The sequence below is a fragment of the Hyphomicrobium sp. genome (genome assembly GCF_003987855.1).
GTDB lineage: Bacteria > Pseudomonadota > Alphaproteobacteria > Rhizobiales > Hyphomicrobiaceae > Hyphomicrobium_B.
Map to the genome: position 1 here is coordinate 52,543 of NZ_RXIZ01000021.1, position 18,846 is coordinate 71,388.

At 56.8% G+C, this 18,846-nt stretch carries 21 protein-coding genes and 1 tRNA gene; 11 read left to right on the forward strand and 11 right to left on the reverse strand.

The genetic code is table 11. The features are described 5' to 3' along the window. Positions 1–648: 648 nt before the first annotated feature. A complete protein-coding gene (locus EKK30_RS17185) occupies positions 649–1,449 on the reverse strand; it encodes a FecR domain-containing protein (protein ID WP_290986844.1) in 801 nt (266 codons plus the stop codon). A gap of 84 nt (positions 1,450–1,533) precedes the next feature. Here EKK30_RS17185 and EKK30_RS17190 point away from each other — a divergent pair, with 84 nt between their 5' ends. After that, entirely contained in the window at positions 1,534–3,627 is a 2,094-nt protein-coding gene (locus tag EKK30_RS17190; protein ID WP_290986845.1) for a CHASE2 domain-containing protein, read from the forward strand. Here EKK30_RS17190 and EKK30_RS17195 read toward each other — a convergent pair. From EKK30_RS17195 to glsA, 3 genes are all read right to left on the reverse strand, one after another. After that, positions 3,624–4,034 (reverse strand): ATP-binding protein, encoded by a 411-nt coding sequence (locus EKK30_RS17195; protein WP_290986846.1) that lies wholly within the window; start codon positions 4,032–4,034, stop codon positions 3,624–3,626. The genes EKK30_RS17190 and EKK30_RS17195 overlap by 4 nt on opposite strands. 13 nt (positions 4,035–4,047) lie before the next feature. Continuing rightward, a complete protein-coding gene (locus EKK30_RS17200) occupies positions 4,048–4,383 on the reverse strand; it encodes an STAS domain-containing protein (protein ID WP_290986849.1) in 336 nt (111 codons plus the stop codon). A gap of 69 nt (positions 4,384–4,452) precedes the next feature. Continuing rightward, complete coding sequence (glsA, locus tag EKK30_RS17205) at positions 4,453–5,553, reverse strand: glutaminase A (protein ID WP_290986850.1); 1,101 nt, start codon at positions 5,551–5,553, stop codon at positions 4,453–4,455. A gap of 812 nt (positions 5,554–6,365) precedes the next feature. Here glsA and EKK30_RS17210 point away from each other — a divergent pair. From EKK30_RS17210 to EKK30_RS17220, 3 genes are all read left to right on the forward strand, one after another. Further along, the gene (locus EKK30_RS17210; RefSeq protein WP_290986899.1) at positions 6,366–7,382 is read left to right on the forward strand and encodes an NAD(P)H-binding protein; all 1,017 of its coding nucleotides are present in this window, start codon (positions 6,366–6,368) and stop codon (positions 7,380–7,382) included. 651 nt (positions 7,383–8,033) lie between these two features. Beyond that, positions 8,034–8,909, forward strand: coding sequence for a B12-binding domain-containing protein (locus EKK30_RS17215; protein ID WP_290986851.1), 876 nt, complete (start codon positions 8,034–8,036; stop codon positions 8,907–8,909). A gap of 113 nt (positions 8,910–9,022) precedes the next feature. Beyond that, positions 9,023–9,247, forward strand: a complete 225-nt coding sequence (locus EKK30_RS17220) for a hypothetical protein (protein ID WP_290986853.1) — start codon at positions 9,023–9,025, stop codon at positions 9,245–9,247. A gap of 275 nt (positions 9,248–9,522) precedes the next feature. On the opposite strand, the gene EKK30_RS17225 is transcribed toward EKK30_RS17220, so the two are convergent. Both EKK30_RS17225 and EKK30_RS18200 read right to left on the reverse strand, forming a co-directional pair. After that, positions 9,523–9,648 (reverse strand): hypothetical protein, encoded by a 126-nt coding sequence (locus EKK30_RS17225; RefSeq protein WP_290986855.1) that lies wholly within the window; start codon positions 9,646–9,648, stop codon positions 9,523–9,525. A 99-nt stretch (positions 9,649–9,747) separates the two neighbouring features. Further along, on the reverse strand, positions 9,748–10,059 hold the full coding sequence (locus tag EKK30_RS18200) for an SOS response-associated peptidase family protein (RefSeq protein ID WP_366927363.1): 312 nt from the start codon (positions 10,057–10,059) through the stop codon (positions 9,748–9,750). A 70-nt stretch (positions 10,060–10,129) separates the two neighbouring features. Here EKK30_RS18200 and EKK30_RS17230 point away from each other — a divergent pair, with 70 nt between their 5' ends. Further along, entirely contained in the window at positions 10,130–10,657 is a 528-nt protein-coding gene (locus tag EKK30_RS17230) for a hypothetical protein (protein WP_290986857.1), read from the forward strand. An 82-nt stretch (positions 10,658–10,739) separates the two neighbouring features. Further along, positions 10,740–10,949 carry a hypothetical protein gene (locus tag EKK30_RS17235; protein ID WP_290986860.1) on the forward strand — a complete coding sequence of 70 codons (210 nt, stop codon included), beginning with the start codon at positions 10,740–10,742 and terminating at the stop codon, positions 10,947–10,949. Between the two features lie 147 nt (positions 10,950–11,096). Here EKK30_RS17235 and EKK30_RS17240 read toward each other — a convergent pair. The 3 genes from EKK30_RS17240 to EKK30_RS17250 form a co-directional block, all read right to left on the reverse strand. After that, positions 11,097–11,173, reverse strand: a tRNA-Met gene (locus EKK30_RS17240). A gap of 212 nt (positions 11,174–11,385) precedes the next feature. After that, the gene (locus EKK30_RS17245; RefSeq protein ID WP_290986863.1) at positions 11,386–11,757 is read right to left on the reverse strand and encodes a hypothetical protein; all 372 of its coding nucleotides are present in this window, start codon (positions 11,755–11,757) and stop codon (positions 11,386–11,388) included. 161 nt (positions 11,758–11,918) lie between these two features. Continuing rightward, on the reverse strand, positions 11,919–13,328 hold the full coding sequence (locus EKK30_RS17250) for a DUF6513 domain-containing protein (RefSeq protein ID WP_290986865.1): 1,410 nt from the start codon (positions 13,326–13,328) through the stop codon (positions 11,919–11,921). A gap of 137 nt (positions 13,329–13,465) precedes the next feature. On the opposite strand from EKK30_RS17250, the gene cobF reads away from it, so the two are divergent. Then, positions 13,466–14,227, forward strand: coding sequence for a precorrin-6A synthase (deacetylating) (cobF, locus tag EKK30_RS17255; protein ID WP_290986867.1), 762 nt, complete (start codon positions 13,466–13,468; stop codon positions 14,225–14,227). On the opposite strand, the gene EKK30_RS17260 is transcribed toward cobF, so the two are convergent. After that, positions 14,224–15,144, reverse strand: coding sequence for a LysR family transcriptional regulator (locus tag EKK30_RS17260; protein ID WP_290986869.1), 921 nt, complete (start codon positions 15,142–15,144; stop codon positions 14,224–14,226). The genes cobF and EKK30_RS17260 overlap by 4 nt on opposite strands. Before the next feature lie 133 nt (positions 15,145–15,277). On the opposite strand from EKK30_RS17260, the gene wrbA reads away from it, so the two are divergent. The 4 genes from wrbA (at position 15,278) to EKK30_RS17280 (ending at position 18,230) form a co-directional block, all read left to right on the forward strand. Beyond that, a complete protein-coding gene (wrbA, locus tag EKK30_RS17265) occupies positions 15,278–15,877 on the forward strand; it encodes an NAD(P)H:quinone oxidoreductase (RefSeq protein WP_290986871.1) in 600 nt (199 codons plus the stop codon). 132 nt (positions 15,878–16,009) lie between these two features. After that, positions 16,010–16,945, forward strand: coding sequence for a ring-cleaving dioxygenase (locus tag EKK30_RS17270; RefSeq protein ID WP_290986873.1), 936 nt, complete (start codon positions 16,010–16,012; stop codon positions 16,943–16,945). Beyond that, complete coding sequence (locus EKK30_RS17275; RefSeq protein ID WP_290986875.1) at positions 16,942–17,568, forward strand: dienelactone hydrolase family protein; 627 nt, start codon at positions 16,942–16,944, stop codon at positions 17,566–17,568. Before EKK30_RS17270 ends, EKK30_RS17275 begins: the two co-directional genes overlap by 4 nt. 20 nt (positions 17,569–17,588) lie before the next feature. Next, entirely contained in the window at positions 17,589–18,230 is a 642-nt protein-coding gene (locus EKK30_RS17280; RefSeq protein WP_290986876.1) for a flavin reductase family protein, read from the forward strand. Between the two features lie 48 nt (positions 18,231–18,278). Here EKK30_RS17280 and EKK30_RS17285 read toward each other — a convergent pair whose 3' ends face one another. Then, a complete protein-coding gene (locus EKK30_RS17285; protein WP_290986878.1) occupies positions 18,279–18,806 on the reverse strand; it encodes a DNA starvation/stationary phase protection protein in 528 nt (175 codons plus the stop codon). Positions 18,807–18,846 lie beyond the last annotated feature (40 nt).

Here is an 18,846-nt window from a genome sequence, read left to right on the forward strand (position 1 = left end):
AGGGCCGCGACCGCCACCCGTCCACGTCGGCGCTATACAGCCGGCAAGATCGCTAGCCAGATTAGCTTGCTGCGTCGTTTGTCCCCCGCCGAGATCTTCGACAAGAGCCTTCGCAAGCAGCTGCGGTTGCCCGTGTGAAAAACGGCACGGTCCAGCAAGCGACGCTCATGGCAGCACTTCGCCCTTATCAGAAGAACCGGGTTCGCCCGCTCGTCGTTGAACAACGGACATGCGACCGTCACCACCAGAGTGCTGTCCGCATTCCAAAGCAAACGTCGGCTTTCTCTGCAAAGCTACTCCTTCGGAATGTCCGTTTGATCCGAGGAGCGGACTCTGGCAGGTGGTTTTGGAAGGTTGTTGTCGGCGACTGCCACGACGTCGGGCTTTCAGTGGTCAATCAGAAGCGTCCTGATGACATCGACAACCGCTTTTGACCCCAAGCGGTCATCAAGTTCGGTCGTCGATGGCGACGCAAGGCAGAAGAAGCTGGCACCGCTCTCGAACTGATTGAGATATTCGAGACTCGTGGGTTTATGTCCGCTCCCACAGACATCAGAAACTAAGGGTGCGTGTTGTTAGGCTAGGACCAGAAGGCGCCCACAGTGGCCCGCCATTGGGTGTGACGCCAGAGCCTGGCGTCACGGATACTTAGAATGGAATTGCCTTCCGAAAGGCTCTGCCGATCGAACTCGCTCCCTTTGTGATGGCGCGTCCTGCATTTTTTGCCGGACTTGTGACTATATCGGCCGTTTTCAATCGGGTAATGGGGTCGATACGGAGAGTCTTGCCGACAAAAGGAAATGCAGTACCCACTCCTAGCCCCGGAATGAGCCCTTTTGAAAACTTAAGAGGCGCCGAAAGCACGCCACCAATCGTTGCGTGAATAATTCGCCCCACCGCGTTATGGCGCGTGCACGTGTGCGTCTTCGTGCAAATATTAACTTCGCCCTCCTGAAGAAGAACCAGGGTATCGCCATTTCCGTCGACGTAAACGTCGAACACCGTCCCCCGGACACCGATTGTTGCTGATGGTGTATCGATGCGGTAGGCGTCTTTCTTTTCCGAGCCCGTGATGAAACGAAACGTACCCTTGAGGAAATTCACTCCGATACTGGTTACGCCGTTGGATTTTCCGATCACGAAATCATCAAGCTTGAGGCCGGCGTTTGGCCCAAGTGCGAGCTTTGTCTGATCGTCAAGCTTCAATTCCGCCTGACCATCATTTCCCGTCTCCAAGTACTCCGAGCGATGCACTCGGCCGCCTTCCTGCAGATCGCGCTTTTCATCGCCGAGTGTTGCGACGACTTCTCGCTTGATCGTTATGGCTGTGCCGATTTCGGGCGTACCGTCGTCACCCAGTGCCTGCTGGTCAAAGACGAAGACAATTGCCGACATCATAATGGCGAGTTGGCTGGCGCATCGAACGCTAGGTGGAAGAATGCTCCCCATACGGAGTTCCGAAGAATGTGTTTTCCCTCTATTGAGCCTTATGTAACATAACCGCAAAAATCCACCACGGGCTTTTTAATTCGCATGCTGAATGATGGGACGCCTCGCGATCGCTGGCTAAGCATTCGCGCGACTTACTGGCTTCTGATCGTCTGCGTCCTGACGGCCAGCGTCCTGTTACGTGGCAAAGATCCGGAATTCGTCGCACGTCTGCGATTGCTCGGTTTCGACGTCCTGCAGCAAACGGATCCCCGAACGGTCGATACTGATTATCCGGTCCGCATCATCGATATCGACGAACGTTCAATAAAAGCCTTCGGCAATTGGCCGTGGAGACGCGATGTTCTCGCGAAACTGATCGATAAGCTCGTCGCGTTGGGCGTAAGCGTAATCACCTTCGATATGGTGTTTCCAGAGGAAACGCCCGGGCCGCTCGACCAATTGCCTGATGCCTTGCGAAAGGCGCCAGAACTAAAACTGCTACTCGACAAATATCAAGGGGTGGCCCCCGACAATGCGATGGCTGAGGCGCTGCGGGGGCGCCGCGTCGTGCTCGGGATTATCGGGACCTCCGGTAATACAGGCAACATTCCAAAGCCCAAGGCTTCGTTCGCGACGATTGGGGAGAATGCGGGCCTTTTCGCCCACGGATTTCAAGGTGCCACAGGCAATATTTCTGTACTTTCAGAAGCGGCGACCGGACTAGGCGCGTTGAATTGGTTTCCTGATCACGACCAGATTCTTCGTCGCATTCCATTGATCATCGACGTATCGGGGCAGCTTTTTCCTTCGCTCGTCGGGGAAACGTTGCGGGTATTAGTCGGAGTGAAGACGATCGGAGTGCGCACTGCCGGGGACGGCGGCTTTACCGGAAATACCGGCATTACAACCGTCGGGATCGGTGACACGGCCATTCCGACCGCTGCCGATGGTCAGATCTGGATTCACTTCTCAAGGCACGATCCGAAGCGCTCGATCTCCGCGACCGACGTGTTGCAAGACGCGGTACCGCCCGGGGACCTCAAAGGCCGAATCGCAATCGTCGGTACAAGCGCGCCGGGGCTTCTCGATTTGCGTGCCACCCCTCTCGATCCTGTCATTTCCGGCGTCGAGATCAATGCACAGGCCATCGAGCAGCTTATTGGCGAGGCGCCGCTGGCACGACCGGACTACGCGAAGGGAATGGAAATCGTCGCGACTGTCGCCTCTACGCTTCTTCTAGCCGCGATGATCTATGTATGGGGTGCACGTCTGGCGGCAGTGGTCGGATTTGCGACTGTTTGCCTATTCGCATTGGGTAGCCTCTGGGCGTTTTCGCACGGGCTTCTTGTCGACGCCGTATTCCCAATCATGAGCAATTCCGCCGCCTACATACTGGGAACTGGCTACCTCTACTTCGAAGCGGAAAGCGAACGTAACCGTGGCCGTGAAGCGCTACAACGCATAGCGCAAGAAATGGAATCGGCGGCGCAGATTCAGCGTACGTTTCTGCCTCAAGCTGTTCCGATCGGACCTCTCGCCGACAAGTTCGATATTTTCGCGGTCATGAAGCCAGCCAAATCCGTAGGTGGCGATTTTTACGATTATTTCCTCATCAATGAAAAAAAGCTGGGCTTTCTGGTGGGTGACGTCTCCGGCAAGGGAGTGCCCGCCGCGCTCTTCATGAGCGTCTCGCGGACCGTGCTACGGACAATTGCTTTTGAGGACGAAGAGCCAGGAAGCGTGCTCTCCAAGGTCAACTCAATTTTGGTCCTCGATAACACCGAAGGCATGTTCGTTACGATTGCGTATGGCGTGCTTGATCTTGAAAGGGGCATTTTGACATTTTCGAGCGCCGGACACGACGATGCCGTGTTGTTGCGCGGTTCACGCGAACACGAGCAGTTCAATCACATGGGTCCCGCGATCGGGCTATTCGAAGTGGCAGAATTTCCTACGGCGACCCGGCAGCTCTCGCCGGATGACACAGTCATTCTTCTCACCGATGGGATCACGGAGGCGTTCAACATAGACGGTCGTGTCTTCGGTTCGGAGCGTCTCTTGAGATGGCTGGACAAGCGGATGTACTCGACATCCGCGGATATCGTTCAACAGTTGACGGCCGAGGTTGAGCGTTTCGCAGAGGGAACGGAGCAATCCGACGATATTACCTGCGTCTCGCTGCGGTTCAAAGGCTAGCCTTCACATACAATCTCGAAGCGATTGAAGTTGCCTTCCCGTGCGTAATCGATCCGGCTCGCGCGCTCTCGAATAAGTGCGACCCCGAAACCACCGGGCTCGCATGACATCAAATCGCGATGCTTCTGCAGCGGCCACGTCCTTATGTTAAAATGAAAGCCGTTGTCCCTGACAACGGCTTTGGCGCAGCCCGGCCGAAGATTAATGTCAATAGAGACGAACGGTTCCCTAATATCTTTGAGGCCGTAGCTGATAAGATTAGCGACAACCTCATTGAGGCAGAGTTTGAGGTCAGCCGCCAATGCTTTTTCGATACGGCTTTCGGAGAATATTTGGTCGAGCCAAGCGTTCAACCGTGTAACGTCGGAAGGCGTGGGCTGAAGTTTGATCTGGCCTGCGAATTTCATTTACGCGCAACTGTCACCCGCACGCCGAAATCGCAGCAGCCTCATCGGCCACCACCGGGACAATACTATCAATTCCGGTAGATCGCAGAACCTTGCGTGCATCATCAGTCGGACTGAAAACGATCAGGCGTCCATTCCTTTTGGCGATATTGCGCGCAGCCTTTACCAGGAGCCTGATTCCGATCGAGGCGAGGAAAGTCACATCCTTGAAGTCGACGATAATTCTGTCGTTCTTGCTCGAAATGGCATTGAAGGGAGCATCGATTTCCCCTGCGCCGGCGATATCGAGTGGCCCAGTGACCTTCAACTTGATGATGCCACCGGGCAGTACGACTTGGTCCAAACGCATCGTTGTTTCTCCCACGACTTTTCGTGCGCTTTCCGGGCTTTATAAATCCGTCTCATAACGCATGCGGTTTTAGTTTTCAGCTCGGTCGGACGTAAAAAACGAGCTGACGAATTCGGAACCTGTATTTGTCAGGTCAAAGGAATGCAGACCGAGGCTATCCGACATCATTCGATAGCTCGCGATGCCTCTCACCGAGTTGCCATTGCTATCAAGCCGCGGCGAATAAGTACCGACCCCGAGTTGCCGGTTCACTACGCCGAGGATGCCTCCCCCTACACCGCTTTTTGCGGGAATTCCTACTTCATAGGCCCAGCCGCCCGAATAATCGTACATGCCGCACGTGAACATCACGGATTGGGTGTCGCGTACCGCGTCGATGTCGAACACTTGCTCGTTCGTTAGAGAATTGAATCCCAGATTGGCAATCGTCGCTCCTATGCGGGCCAAATCCGTAGCCGTCACCATGATGGAGCACTGCTTGAAATAGAGGTCGAGCGCGGACTCGACCGGCTCATTCATAGCGCCGACGCTCAGAAGAAGATGGCCGATCGCTCGGTTTCGATGGCCGGTTGCTGCCTCGGAGCGATAGACGCTCTCGTTCAAGGATAGTTGACGTCCGGCGGCACGGGAAAATCTGTCGAGCATGAGGTCGAATGCCTTTTCAATGCCGAGGACGTCTCGCAGCAAGCCGGATATGGCGATGGCGCCCGCATTGACCATCGGATTGAAGGGCCTCCGCGTCACGGGACTAAACTCAATAGCATTGAATGGGTCACCGCTCGGTTCCACTCCGGCGCGTGACAGAACTTCTTTGCGGCCCACGAGCTCGAGGGCCATGCAATAAGTCAGCGCTTTGGAGGTTGACTGGATGGTGAATTCGAAATCGGCATCGCCAATCTTGTGGACTTTGCCTTTGGTGGTGGCGATCGCAATACCGAATGAATCGGCCTGCACATTTGCGAGTTCCGGAATATAATCAGCCAACTTACCTTCTGTGATTAGACGTGCCTTTTCGTAGACGTAGGACAACATCTGATCCACTTGCGAATGGGAAGTGGGATTGGCGGAGGGTGTTGCCGGAGCTTCCGGCGTCGCGATTATTTCCCCGCATGACATAGCATCTTCCATTTGTTGAGGCCGGTCCTCGCTCGTGCGCTTTTTCCAGAACATTGTTTTTGGCTCGTTGAGTACGCTCAATTCTTGTGCAGCTTTGCTCGCGTCTGCTCGCAAGTTCCGCAGACTGACGAACCAAGTCAGCAACCGCAAAAGCCATCGTCAGCGGCAAGTGTCAGCAAGCATTCAATTTTTAGAAAATCTCGCAGCGACGGCCCAACATAATGTCCGCAAGTTCTATGCCAGCGGTAAAAGTACGCGAAGCCGCCTTTTTCGTCTTGGCGGCGATGGCTGCTGCAAACGTAAGAGGGCGAATTGCTTAGGCGGCAGCATTCTAAATGCCCAAAAGCCACGCGACAGCGGGAGTGATAGGTTGCCGAGCCTATGTCCATATCCGCCAGTAGGATAATGCCCGCTTCTAGGATTTTGCGGGCAGATGCTCCAAACAACGATTCTTCGGTCCGCATGTCCTCTTCTGGCCCTCAGTCGACCAACCATCATTGTCCGCTTTCGGGCGATCAGCTGACGCCCACCGCACCGGAATGATAAGCATCTGCGATCGAGCGACGGATGTCCTCGTTCTCAGCAAAGCTACTCTTGCGAAATGTCCGTTTGATCCCACTATCTGCCATTGACCCGCCAATGATCGGCGACGCAAGGAGCAGGAATTCCTGTCGGCGGCTTTGCGCGTCTGCTCAATAAAGTATTTGAACATCGCGGGATAAGGCGCGAACGCCTCGTGATCGTGGTCGTAAAACTGCGGCGGTTCGATCGCGAGGCGGGTAGCCTGCGCTTCCAACTGATCGAAATTCAGATGGACGAAACGTACGTTGCCAGTTCCCCGCACCTACGCCATCCTTCCGGGAATCATGTTTGATCCCTCCACATCTCCATCACCGCAAAGAACGCCGCGGCGCGTCTTCGTATTAGGAGCGACGGGAACGATCGGAAGAGCCACGGTGCGTGCATTGGTGCATCGCAACTACGACGTCGTATGTCTGGTACGCCCAAACGCTCTTACCGAGACCAACCGCGACGTCGCGCGTTTTTTTGAAGGCGCAAAACTCAGAATCGGCGATGCGACCCATCCGGAATCCGTGGCTCGTGATGGTTTTCGCGGCGAACGCTTTGACGTCTTGGTTTCGTGCCTCGCGTCGCGCACCGGCGTGCCACAGGACGCTTGGTCCATCGATTATCAAGCGCATGTTAGTGCACTCGACACAGCGAAGCAGGCCGGCGTTTCGCAGATGGTGCTGCTATCGGCGATTTGCGTTCAAAAACCATTGTTGCCCTTTCAACAGGCCAAGCTCGCGTTTGAAAAGCTGCTGATGGAATCCGGGCTTACCTATTCCATCGTCCGGCCAACGGCCTTCTTCAAGTCGCTGTCGGGCCAGATCGACCGCGTGAAGCGAGGCAAACCATTTTTGCTGTTTGGCGATGGGACACTGACGGCATGCAAGCCGATCAGCGATAACGATCTGGCCGAATTTCTCGCCGGATGCATCGACGACGAAGGCCGGCACAACCGCGTGCTGCCGATCGGCGGCCCCGAGCCGGCAATTACGCCGAAACAGCAAGGCGAACAGCTGTTTAAGCTTCTTGGTCGCGAACCGCGTTTCAAACACGTGCCCGTGCCGTTGATCGACAGCATCGCCTGGACGCTCGCCGCAATCGGCCGTGTGGTCCCGGCGATCGCTTCAAAGGCAGAGTTGGCCCGTATCGGATGCTACTACGCGACGGAGTCGATGCTGGTCCTGAACCCGGCAACAGGACGCTACGACGCCGAGGCCACTCTGTCGTTCGGCACTGAAACGCTGTTCGATTACTATGCCCGCGTCATCAATGGCGAAGCCCAGGTCGAGCGCGGCGAGCACGCCGTATTTTGATCTTCGGTCCGCCTAGCGAAGCACGACCACAGGCTGAACGCGATCCAGCTGTCGACCCTACCAAGGGTCCGATTTTCGAATGGAACAGAACGCGAGGTGCCGGAGGACGAGTATCGCGCGCAATGCTACACGCCACCGTTTGACACTTTGCCCTGGAAGCAAATGGATGATGGAGCTGCGCAACATGGACCGGACGAGGGGCGGAATTCGAACTAGGCAGGACGCAAAGCTGGAAAAGATGCTCCGATTACTAGTCCTGATATGCGAATCGAATATCAGCCCTTTTCCCACGGGAGAGAGTTTGTTTTCCGCTCCCAACCCAAAGTGGACCGCACGCTCATTATTGACGGCTGATTACCCGCATTTCTCGAGGAGCGCTCCTATGCGTAATGGGCTTTGATGCGCCGCCCAAATTGTTCGCGCTCATCCGGCAGGCCACGATTCGATACCGACTTGCACGGCGGGGTTGGTCGACGATCGTCAACCCCGACTGGTAGCCTTGGTGAAACTCACGGCCAAATGAAGGTTTTGCCTGCTGCGATGCAGCAAGGCCATAAAGTTGTTGTTGAGCGAATGACCAACATGCTTCAATGATTATGTTGGCCGGTTTTCGATTTATGCGGCGAGCACGTCGGCTCCTGGGGACATTGAGTGCGGGACAGACTGGCGAGGGTTCAGGTTAGTCTGCAGTGTGAGGATTGGGTTTCAACTCAACGACACGATGGCCAGACGGCCTATGTGCCCGTGGCCGATCTTGCCGCGAAGAGGCGTCTTTCAATTCTCGAACGGGTCGTTAGCGATCATATCGTTCCGCGCCTGCTCCTAACCGACCGCGTCGCTCTGCCCCCAGAAACGCCGGTCGTAGTTCATCCCAATCTCGCAGACCGGGTGAGCGAGTTCGCGGAACTCGTTATCAACCGTGATCCCGCAGCGTCCATCGCCTATTTCGCGGACTTACGCGCCGATGGCTTATCTGTTGAGACGCTATTTCAAGATCTTCTTGCCCCCGCCGCGCGCCGGCTGGGAGAGCTTTGGGATGAAGACATCAACGATTTTATGGACGTGACGCGGGGTGTCATGACCCTTCAGCTTGTCGTCCATGAATTCAGTTCCGAACTCCAACGTGAGGTCCGCAGCGTTATTTTGAATAGGCGGGCCTTGCTCATGCCCGTACCCGGCGAGCATCACACTTTTGGGGTATCTTTGGTCGGGGAGCACTTCCGAAGCGAAGGATGGCGCGTCTGGGGAGGACCACCGCGATCGATTGACGAGATCGTCGAGTTGGTTGGCGGCCAATGGTTCGACATGATCGGACTATCAGCAAGTAGAATTTCGGACCCGGCCGATATTGAATCGCAAATCCGCGCTATACGAAGAGCCTCCCATAACTCTGAGGTCAGGGTTCTTGTCGGGGGTCAGGTTTTTGTTCGTGATCCTGCCCTGGCGTCTGCCGTAGGCGCCGATGCCACCGCGATCGATGGCCACCAGGCGGTCCTGCAGATAGCCAAGATGATCGGTGTCGATTGACATGATCTGCTTGGAATCTCATTAAGCTGGGCCAAGGACGCTCGATTATGGAAGACCGTCGCCTCGCTTTGCCCTGGTTCCGATCCGGTGATTACGACGAGATTCGCAGGATCATGTCGGACGGCCACAAAATGGCGAATAGCTACGAAGTTTGGCTGAAAGATGCGGAGGCGGAATCCAAAAGAGCTGAATCTCATGGGATGCTGGTCGAGCGGGTCATGATCGAGCCCTACGAGTTTGAAGTGTGGTGCGCGGCGAACGGAATGGACAAGGACGGGTACGCTCGAGAGCTATTTGCCGCCGAGAATGCGGCCTACGATTCGAGAAGCCGAGCCTAATCCGGCTAATTGTGGGTGCATCTGGCCGCCTGCGGAGCCTTCGGGTGCCCAACGCTTGATTGGCGGGGGAAAATTGAGCTCGTATAAGGAGTTTCCTGGGAAATTCGAACGGTCAGTGAATATTGCGTGCGTCGAGAACTTGGTGTGGACTCATGCCAGTCCATCTTCTCGGCCGCCCGGCACTTACAGCACTCACAAAAACCTTAAATCCCGAATCCCAACGCACGCCAGCGATCGTTGGATATGAACAAATTACGAGCCCCCTCATCGGCAGTTCATCGACTGGCGAGCGGTGCGATCTCGGGCGAGCGGCGCAGTTTGCCCGCCAGCAGCACGAGATCGTTCAACTTCAAAGCAGGGTCGAGAAGATCAAGCTTCGCCAAGCCGAGTTGAGGTCTCACTCCGCCGCTCTTGCATCGGAAAACGCAAAAACTCCGCTCTACCCTTCGTTCAGCAGAGTTCATCAGCGAGACTTGCGGTCGTATGTAAAAGTACAGCAATCAAGGCCGAACTCGACGACATACAGAAAGAGCAAAATGCGACGGTTCATGAACCGCATCGGCGAACGTCGGCAGTTTGTCGATAGTCTCAGAGCGCGCGTGCATATGCTTCGGTCGAGATGGGTTCTTGTCGCCCTTGGCAGCGAAGCCCCAACGCATCGGCACGACCTCACGTTCGCCAGCTTTGTTCAGGCGGATAATGTTTGCGAAGCGCATCGGCGTTGAGACGACTTCACTATCCGTCTCGACCAATGGCTGAGAGAACTCGTGCACGTCTCTCCACGATGCCATTTGTGTGAATTTACCGCACATAAATTTAATCCGGGGGCTAAATCAGAAAACGCTATAATCAAAAATGGTCGTGCATTATGTGAGGTACTCTATGTCATTTTCCAACAAGGACGAAAGAAGCCTGCTCAGCCACGATGAGTTCGAAGTCGTCAAGTCGTCTCATCACCCTGCAATTTACGATCTCGACAAGGATGCTCTGCGAAATTTGGCGCAGAGACTTGAAAGTTTTCAAGACAAAGAGAAGACTTTCACCCGGCAAAAGCGTCGCGAGATGAAAGGCACTTCGCCTGGACGCGGCAAAAGTTTTCCCGGAACCGCCGAACATCCCGCCATGCGAAAGCAGGTTTTTGCGCAAGCTCTCAAGCGCGTGAAGAAGGAGCGGGCGCGCCACTACAATCTCGAGGCTAAAGCGGGGCATGTCGAAGCCGCGCACCATGCTCTCGCGCTCCATCGGGCAAATAAGTTCACGCATCATCCGGCAGCTGGTCAGGCTGCGAGCACGGGACAGAAAGACAAAGGCGGAGCGCCGAAACGTGTTCGCACGCCCGGCGCAAAAATCGGCAGCATATTGAAGGCGAATGCACGCGGTCAGGCAAAGCGCGATCAACGAGCGAATTGATTAGATTAAAGGACGTCAGCCGGGCAGGGGAGGCGGACGCCCGATAAGGGAGCCGGGGGAGAGCGAGCGGACTGATCTTCCCATGACCAAGGCAACGGCACTGGCGCTCAAGTTGGCGCTGGTCACTGCTCAGAGGATCGGGGAAGTCACCGGCATCGCCATGGCCGAGTTGACGCTGTCCGACATTGCGCCGATCTGGATCATCCCAGGTGAGCGCAGCGAGAACGGCCAGCCCAACCGCGTGCAGCTGATCGAAGAGGCGAGCACTCTGAGCCCTGAAAGCGCTTGCTAGTTTCCGAGCGCACCAGGTGAAGGCGGATTTGTCTTATGACGTCGCATAAGCGTTTAGCGTACTACTGGCGTACCAACGCGCTGGCGCGTGAAATGCATGGCTAGGCCATGAACTCAATATTTATCCTATTATTCAAACGGTTATGTTTGGTTGCGGGGGCTGGATTTGAACCAACGACCTTCAGGTTATGAGCCTGACGAGCTACCGGGCTGCTCCACCCCGCGTTACCAAAAGCGCCATCGCTATCACACTTGATGCGCTTTGCCGGATAAACAAGGCCGCTCGTTTCGGAGCGGCCGGAGCGCGGGCTATAGCATAAAAAATCCCCGTGGGAACCCCCAGGTGCAAATTTCTTCAACCTGCCGCCGGAAAGACGGGATTTCCTCGGTGTTCCAGGAAGTTCCACGTTCGCGCGGCATGGTAGAGCGTCGCTTCCTCACGGCCCCCGGGTGATGGTCTTCATCGTGCCAACGTTGAGCCCGGTATGATCGAGAGACTGGGCAATGAGGAAGATGGGCGACTGAGAATTGGCGTTGGAGAGGTGCGCCTTCTCGGCCCGAAGCGCAGGCTTATTGCGGACCGAGGTCCGGCGCTCGACCTGTGCGGGCTTAGCGGCTTTCGCCTGTCGGGTCTTATGCCGCTCCACGATGGCTTTGCCGAGGTTGCCCCCAAGACCCATATATCCTTGCGGGCTAGAAGAGAGCGTGAGCGAGGAATCGCTCAGGCTTTGCGCCATGCCACAGGCGGCCCCGAATGCGGACAAGGCTGCTGACAGCGCCAAAACAGAGAATAGCCGAGTAGACGTCACGGGATTTCATCCGATGGATGGTTTTTGCCTTCCATTGAGTCCGCGATGTTTCGGTTAATAAATAGTTAATTTCCCTGCCTATATCGAAATACTCTATATTTTTGGAAGTCTCGTCGCCTTACGCGGTGATTCCAAACGGCAGGAATTTACGGGATATCGCGTTATTCGTCTTTGCCCGTTTTTTTCAGTGTCGAACCAGCGGATTTGAACTTCATCAAATGGGCGTCATCTGCCGAGCCTTTCGTTTCGGCAACCACTCCGAACTCCAATGGCTCGTCCTGGGCGTAACGTTTGCCGAGACGATACGCGATCTCTGCACGCGCCGTTTCTACCCCGAGATAAAATGCGTGACCCGGATCAGCGCGCGTGTCGAGATGCGGATAGAGCTGGAAGGGATCATCCGATACGTGGTGCCCGTCTCGATTGTAGATATGGACGCCATCTTCGGCTACCTCGATCCGATAATTGAGATCGCGGATCTCTGAGGCAAGAGACGCGATTTCAGCTGGCGTCGATGCAAAACCCTTTCCATCACGCAGCGCCATTAGGCCTGAGCCAAAGCCCTGAGGCAGCGCATTGGCTTTGCGCGCCGCGAAGAATTCTCTGCGTGCTCGATCGAACTCCTTGATCGCCGTGCGGCAGTGTGGGCTCACTTGCACAGCGAGGACGGCAGTGATGTTAAGCTCGGAGCACATTCCCATGAGAATGGCATTTATGCCTGTCGTATCGGCGTCCGTTAGTTCTGTTACATTTCCGATTCCCATTAGTATCGGTATTTCCGGCCGCCGTTTCCTTAGATCATAATAGCGCGCTACCGACGCCGTAAAACCGTAGTGAATAGGGTCGAGAATTGGATCGGCAAAATATGGCCGACCTTTCGCGATCATGATATCGATAACGCGATCGAGAGATGTCATATCGGCCGCGCCGGCCGATATGAGAATCGGCGCAGCAGGACCTTCGTCCACGATCGATATTGTCTTTTCGGAAAGGGAAAACAGGTAATCGGCACCTGCGCGCGTGGCTCGCGACAGCTCCTCCGGATTAAAGGAATCGACGCTGACCTTGGCGCCATCGGCGTGCAGCGCCGCGATGGCCGCCTCGAGATGGGGGAACGGACTATCGGGCAAGCATCCGAGGTCGATGACGTCAGCTCCGTCAGCGCGGTATTTTCGAGAGCGCTCGACAATCTGTTCCGGCGTGAGCAAAGTTGCGTCGACAATTTCGCCAAAAATCTTCACGTCCTGCTCAGACAAATCGATTTTGCGCGCATCCTGGCCTAGATAAGCCGGCAGATCCGCGATCTCCTCAGGACCCCGCTCAAATCGCGTTCCGAAGTGGTCCGTCAGGCGTTCCAGGTCACCACGGAACCGCCCTGGCATAATGACGCGATCGGCGTGTTCGGGAAGCTTCAGGCGCCTCTCGACGATCTCCGTGGTCATCAGCGCCGCGACCTTCACGCCGACATTCGCAACAACAGGCTGAAGATCGGTGGTGGTGAGGTCTTCGGCGACGCGTCTCACTCTGGGTTCTGCCAGCGATCCAGTCACCAGCACGATGCGCTCGGCCATAGGCGGGCATTTTCCTTTGCAGCTAATCGGCGTGGATTGGCACCGAACGGCTCCGAGCGCAATCTTTCACGCGTTCCCCATCGACAAAACCCGAAAATTACGGTTTCCGTCGCGTTCGCCATGGAGCTGGGGAAGACATGAAGAAGGTTCTGGTTATCGGCATCGGCGCCGGAAATCCCGACTACATCACGATCCAAGCCGTCAAGGCGCTCAACACCGTCGATGTGTTCTTCTTTCTCGATAAGGGCGAAGAGAAGCGAGATCTGGCAGATCTCCGGCGCACGATTTGCGAACGGTTCATCGAAGACAAATCATATCGCATCGTCGAAGTTCCTGGCCCCGTCCGCGATCAGGCCGGCGACTACAAATCCGGCGTGCATGCGTGGCATCGGGAAAAAGCGCAAATCTTCACGACGTTGATTGCCAATGACCTTCCAGAAGGCGGGGTCGGGGCGTTCCTGGTGTGGGGAGACCCTTCCCTCTACGACAGCACGCTGCGCGTAATTGATCAAATGCTGGCGCAGGGAGCCGCGACTTTCGAATATGAGATCATTCCGGGCATCACTGCGGTGCAGGCTCTCGCCGCTGAGCATAAGATCGCGCTCAATCCGATCGGAGAGCCGGTCCACATTACGACGGGGCGCCGTCTAATGGAGGGTCTGCCTGATAAAGTCGATACCGCCGTCGTCATGCTCGACAATGGCGCCGGCCTCAGAGCGCTTGCCGACGAAAACGTTGAAATCTACTGGGGTGCGTATCTTGGAACACCCGATCAGATTCTCATGTCGGGCAAGCTCAGCGAGTGCGTCGACGCAATCGAAGAGGCGCGGGCGGAGGAGCGAGCAAAGAAGGGCTGGATCATGGACACCTATCTGCTAAGGCGCGCTCCCAAAACTTAGCTTGGATCGGATTCAAACCTGTCCCAAGGCGGCGACTTGCCGAAGCGATCGACGAGAAAATCGATAAAGACGCGGGTTTTTGCAGCAAGATAGCGGTTGGGCGCATACAGCGCGTGAATCGTCAGATCCGCGGGACGATTTTCCGGAAGCACGGACATCAGCCGACCGGTGGCAATATCGTCGCCGACTATGAATGTCGGCAAGTTGGCGATGCCGATCCCTTGGACCGCGGCGTCGCGCAGCACGTCGCCGTTGTTGGACGAAAGGCACGCGCCGATGGCGATCGAGATCGGCTCGCCCTTCTCGGTTAGGTGCCAGCGCTGCATTGACGTCGTATGGCCGTAGCTCAGGCATCGGTGATCGATTAGATCGGCGGGCGACTCCGGCGTTCCGTGCTTCGCGAGGTACTCTGGAGAGGCGACAAGCGCCAGTCGCGCCGGGGCGATGCGACGGGCGATCAAACTTGAATCCGCCGGCGTGCCAATTCGCAAAGTAACATCGGCGCCTTCTTCCAGGGGATCGACGAAGCGATCGGTCAGGATCAATTCGACCTTCAGATCGTCGAAGCGGGTCATGAAATCGGCGATCGCCTTACCGAGGTACAAGAAGCCGAATGACATCGGCGCGTTCACTTTGAGAATGCCCTTCGGCTCGTCGTGGAGACGGGAGACCTGCGCTTCCGTCTCCTCGATCTGCGAGAGGATCGAGACACAGCGCTCGTAATAAGCCAGCCCGGCTTCGGTCGGCGTCACGCGGCGGGTCGTGCGATCGAGAAGTCGCGCTCCCAGGGCCTGCTCGAGCTCCATGACGCCCTTACTGACCGCCGAACGGGTCAGGCCAAGGCGCCTCGCTGCTTCCGCGTAGCTCCCGCTTGCCACGACCTTGACCAAGGCCCGCATCGCATCGATTTTGTCCATTTGTATCCAATATGGAACCAGACTGATGTTATTTTGATGTATTGAGCAATTTTCGTCAACGATACATATGTCGAGCATCGGACGGCAGAGCCCCTCCGAAAACAGCGAATTCAAGGTGCTTGGAGACCCGCACATGACCAAAGTCCTCGTCCTTTACTATTCCAGCTACGGTCACATCGAGAAGATGGCCGAGGCCGTGGCGGCTGGCGCACGCGAGGGCGGCGCCGAGGTGGCGATCAAGCGGGTGCCGGAATTGGTGCCCGAAGAGGTCGCCCGGCAGTCGCACTTCAAGCTCGACCAAGCCGCGCCAATCGCAACGGTCGATGAGCTTCCGAACTACGACGCGATCATCATCGGTGTGCCGACCCGTTTCGGCAACATGCCTGCCCAGATGAAAAACTTCCTCGACCAGACGGGCGGCCTGTGGTTCGGCGGCAAACTGATCGGCAAGGTCGGCAGCGTGTTTTCGTCGACGGCTACGCAGCACGGCGGCCAGGAAAGCACGATCCTGTCAACGCATACGGTTCTGCTTCACCACGGGATGGTGATCGTTGGTTTGCCGTATTCGTTCCAGGGTCAGATGGGTGTCAGCGAAGTGACTGGCGGCTCGCCTTACGGCGCCACGACGATCGCGAATGGCGATGGTTCGCGTCAGCCGTCGGAGAACGAACTTGCTGGTGCTCGCTTCCAGGGCCGCCACGTCGCGCAGATCGCGGCGAAGCTGAAGGCGTAGGCCTCGCTAATCCGGATCGTCGCCACATTGGCGACGGTCCGCTTCCACCGGCAACAATTGAAGCGCCGGAACGATCACTCACATAGCAGATCAAACAGCGATATCCCGTGCAGACGGGAGAAAGGACCAGCCATGTCTGGCATTCACCACATCACTGCAATTGCTGGCGATGCGTCCCGCAATCTTGACTTCTATACCCGCGTTCTCGGCCTCCGCCTCGTGAAGAAGACCGTCAACTTCGACGATCCCGGCACCTATCACCTTTACTTTGGTGATGAGCAAGGCACGCCTGGCACGATCTTGACGTTCTTTCCTTGGGCGCATGCGCCCAAAGGACGGAACGGAGTCGGCCTTGCACAGCAGACGATGTTTCGCGTTCCTGAGACTGCTATCGGCTATTGGACGCATCGCTTTGTCGAGAAAGGCGTACCGCATGACGCCATCGAGAAGCGCTTCGGCCAGTCGGTGCTGCAATTCACGGATCCGGATGGCATGAGCCTCGCTCTTGTCGGCGTGGCTGGCGCGGAAGCGGAAGCAGCCTGGACCGGCGGCGATGTTCCGGCGCAAGACGCTATTCGCGGCTTCTACGGCATCCGCCTTCTGCTCGAAGACGCGAAGCGTACGGGCGCAATCCTCACGGATGTGCTTGGCTTCAAGGAAGCGGGCAGCGACGGGCCGGTGACGCGGTTTGTTGCGAGAGGCACGGATAACGGTGGCGTCGTCGAGATCCGGGAAGCGAAGGGCTTCCTTGCCGGCAATATGGGCCGCGGCTCGGTTCACCACGTGGCGTTCCGCGCTGCGACGGACGAAGAGCAGGCCGAGATGCGCAAGAAGCTCGTCGAGAACCATCGCATCCATGCGACGGAACAGATGGACCGCAATTACTTCCGGTCAATCTACTTCCGCGAGCCTGGCGGCGTGATTTTCGAGATCGCAACCGACCAGCCTGGGTTCGCAGTCGACGAGCCGGTGGCTTCTCTGGGACAGGCATTGAAATTGCCGGCGTTCCTCGAAGGCCAGCGGAAGGAAATCGAGGCGATCCTGCAACCACTGGAGCAGGCAGCATGACAACGATGTCATCAGAAGTCATTCGCGCAGGTACCCCTGTGGGAACCGCCCGCGCGGCGATGATCCTGGTGCACGGGCGCGGTGCGAGTGCCGAGGGTATGCTCGGCCTCGCGGACGCGTTCGAGGTCGACGGCATCGCCTTTGTCGCCCCGCAGGCACGTTCTGGCAGTTGGTATCCGCAGTCCTTCATGGCGCCAATTGCCCAGAACGAGCCGCATCTCAGCAAAGCGCTCAAAACGCTGTCAGACGTTGTCGCGGATCTTGAGCGGCAGGGCATGCCGGCAGAGAAGATCGCCCTAGCGGGATTTTCTCAGGGCGCGTGTCTCGCACTTGAGTTCGCTGCGCGAAACGCGCGCCGCTTCGGCGGTGTCGTGGGTTTTAGCGGTGGTTTGATCGGGCCAGATGGCACGCCTCGCAACTATGCGGGATCTCTCGCCGGAACTCCGGTGTTCCTCGGCTGCAGCGATGTCGATTTTCACATCCCGCTGAAGCGAGTGAATGAGTCGACAAAGGTGCTTGAAGCGCTCGGAGGGAACGTGACCGAGATCATCTATCCGGGCATGGGCCATACGATCGTGCAAGACGAAATCGACCACGCTAAAGCGATCCTGAATGGACTCTGACGAACGGAAAGAGGCAGGCGATGGAATTCGATTTCGAAAAACTTGCGGCTGACGATCGCTACAAATTGTTGACCAGCACGATCGTCCCGCGGCCCATCGCCTGGATCACGACACTGTCGAAGAACGGCGTCCGCAACGCGGCGCCGTTCAGTTTCTTCAATGCCATGAGCAAAGATCCGGCGCTGCTTGCGGTCGGCATCATGGCCGACGGCGACAACAGCATGAAGGATACGGCGCGCAATATTCTCGATACGCGAGAATTTGTGGTCAACCTCGTGCCTCGCCCTGCAGCCGAGGCGATGAATTTGACGTCCATAGACGCACCGCCGGAAATCGACGAGCTTTCGCTGGCGAAGCTCGACACCCGGCCATCTCTCAAGGTCAGGCCGGAGCGCATCGCGATCAGCCCCGTTTCATTCGAATGCCGGCTGCATACGCCAATCGAGCTTTCCAACCAACTCATCGCCATCGGCGAAGTTGTGCAAGCTCACGTCGCGGACGAAGTGATGCTCGATCCGGCGAAGCTCTACGTCGATACGCCGAAACTCGACCTCATCTCGCGGCTGCACGGGCGCGGATTGTACGGAGCTGCAGAGACGACCTTTCAAATGCCCAGGCCCCAATCTTATGAAGAGATGAAAAAAGAAAAGGCGCGAGTTTGAAGTCGCGCCTCATCGACCCTGTATCGCCAGGCTAGGCTGAGACCCGCATCAGGCTTCGTGTGGAATATTCCGCGTCGTTTCGAAAAGGAACCATACGCGGCGCTCGGCTTCGTCGATCCAGTTCTCAAGCATGCTTGCGGTGGCGACATCACCATGCTCATCGCAGAGATCGTGGAGCTGACGCATCTCGTCGGCGAGTTGAAGATTGTCGTCCCGCAACTCGGCCAACATGTCGTTGGGCGTCACGAAATCCGCGTCGTTGTCGAGAATGCGCTTCTGACTGTTGATCTGACCGATTGAACGGATCGTCGTGCCGCCGAGCTTGCGGGCACGCTCCGCGATATCGTCGGTTGCGGCGAAGATCTGCGCACCCTGCTCGTCGAGCAAGAGGTGGTAGTCGCGGAAATTCGGCCCGGACATATGCCAATGGAAGTTCTTCGTCTTGATATAAAGCGCGAAGAAATCTGCGAGCAAAGCTGAGAGCGCTCCCGAGATATCCTTCACGGCATTGTCGGAAAAGTGCGATGGGGTATCGAGCGCCGCCTTGCGCCGAGCTTTGGTGGTATCCGCTTTCATACTCTGCCTTCCTTATCTATGGCTTCGGGGGAATGTCATT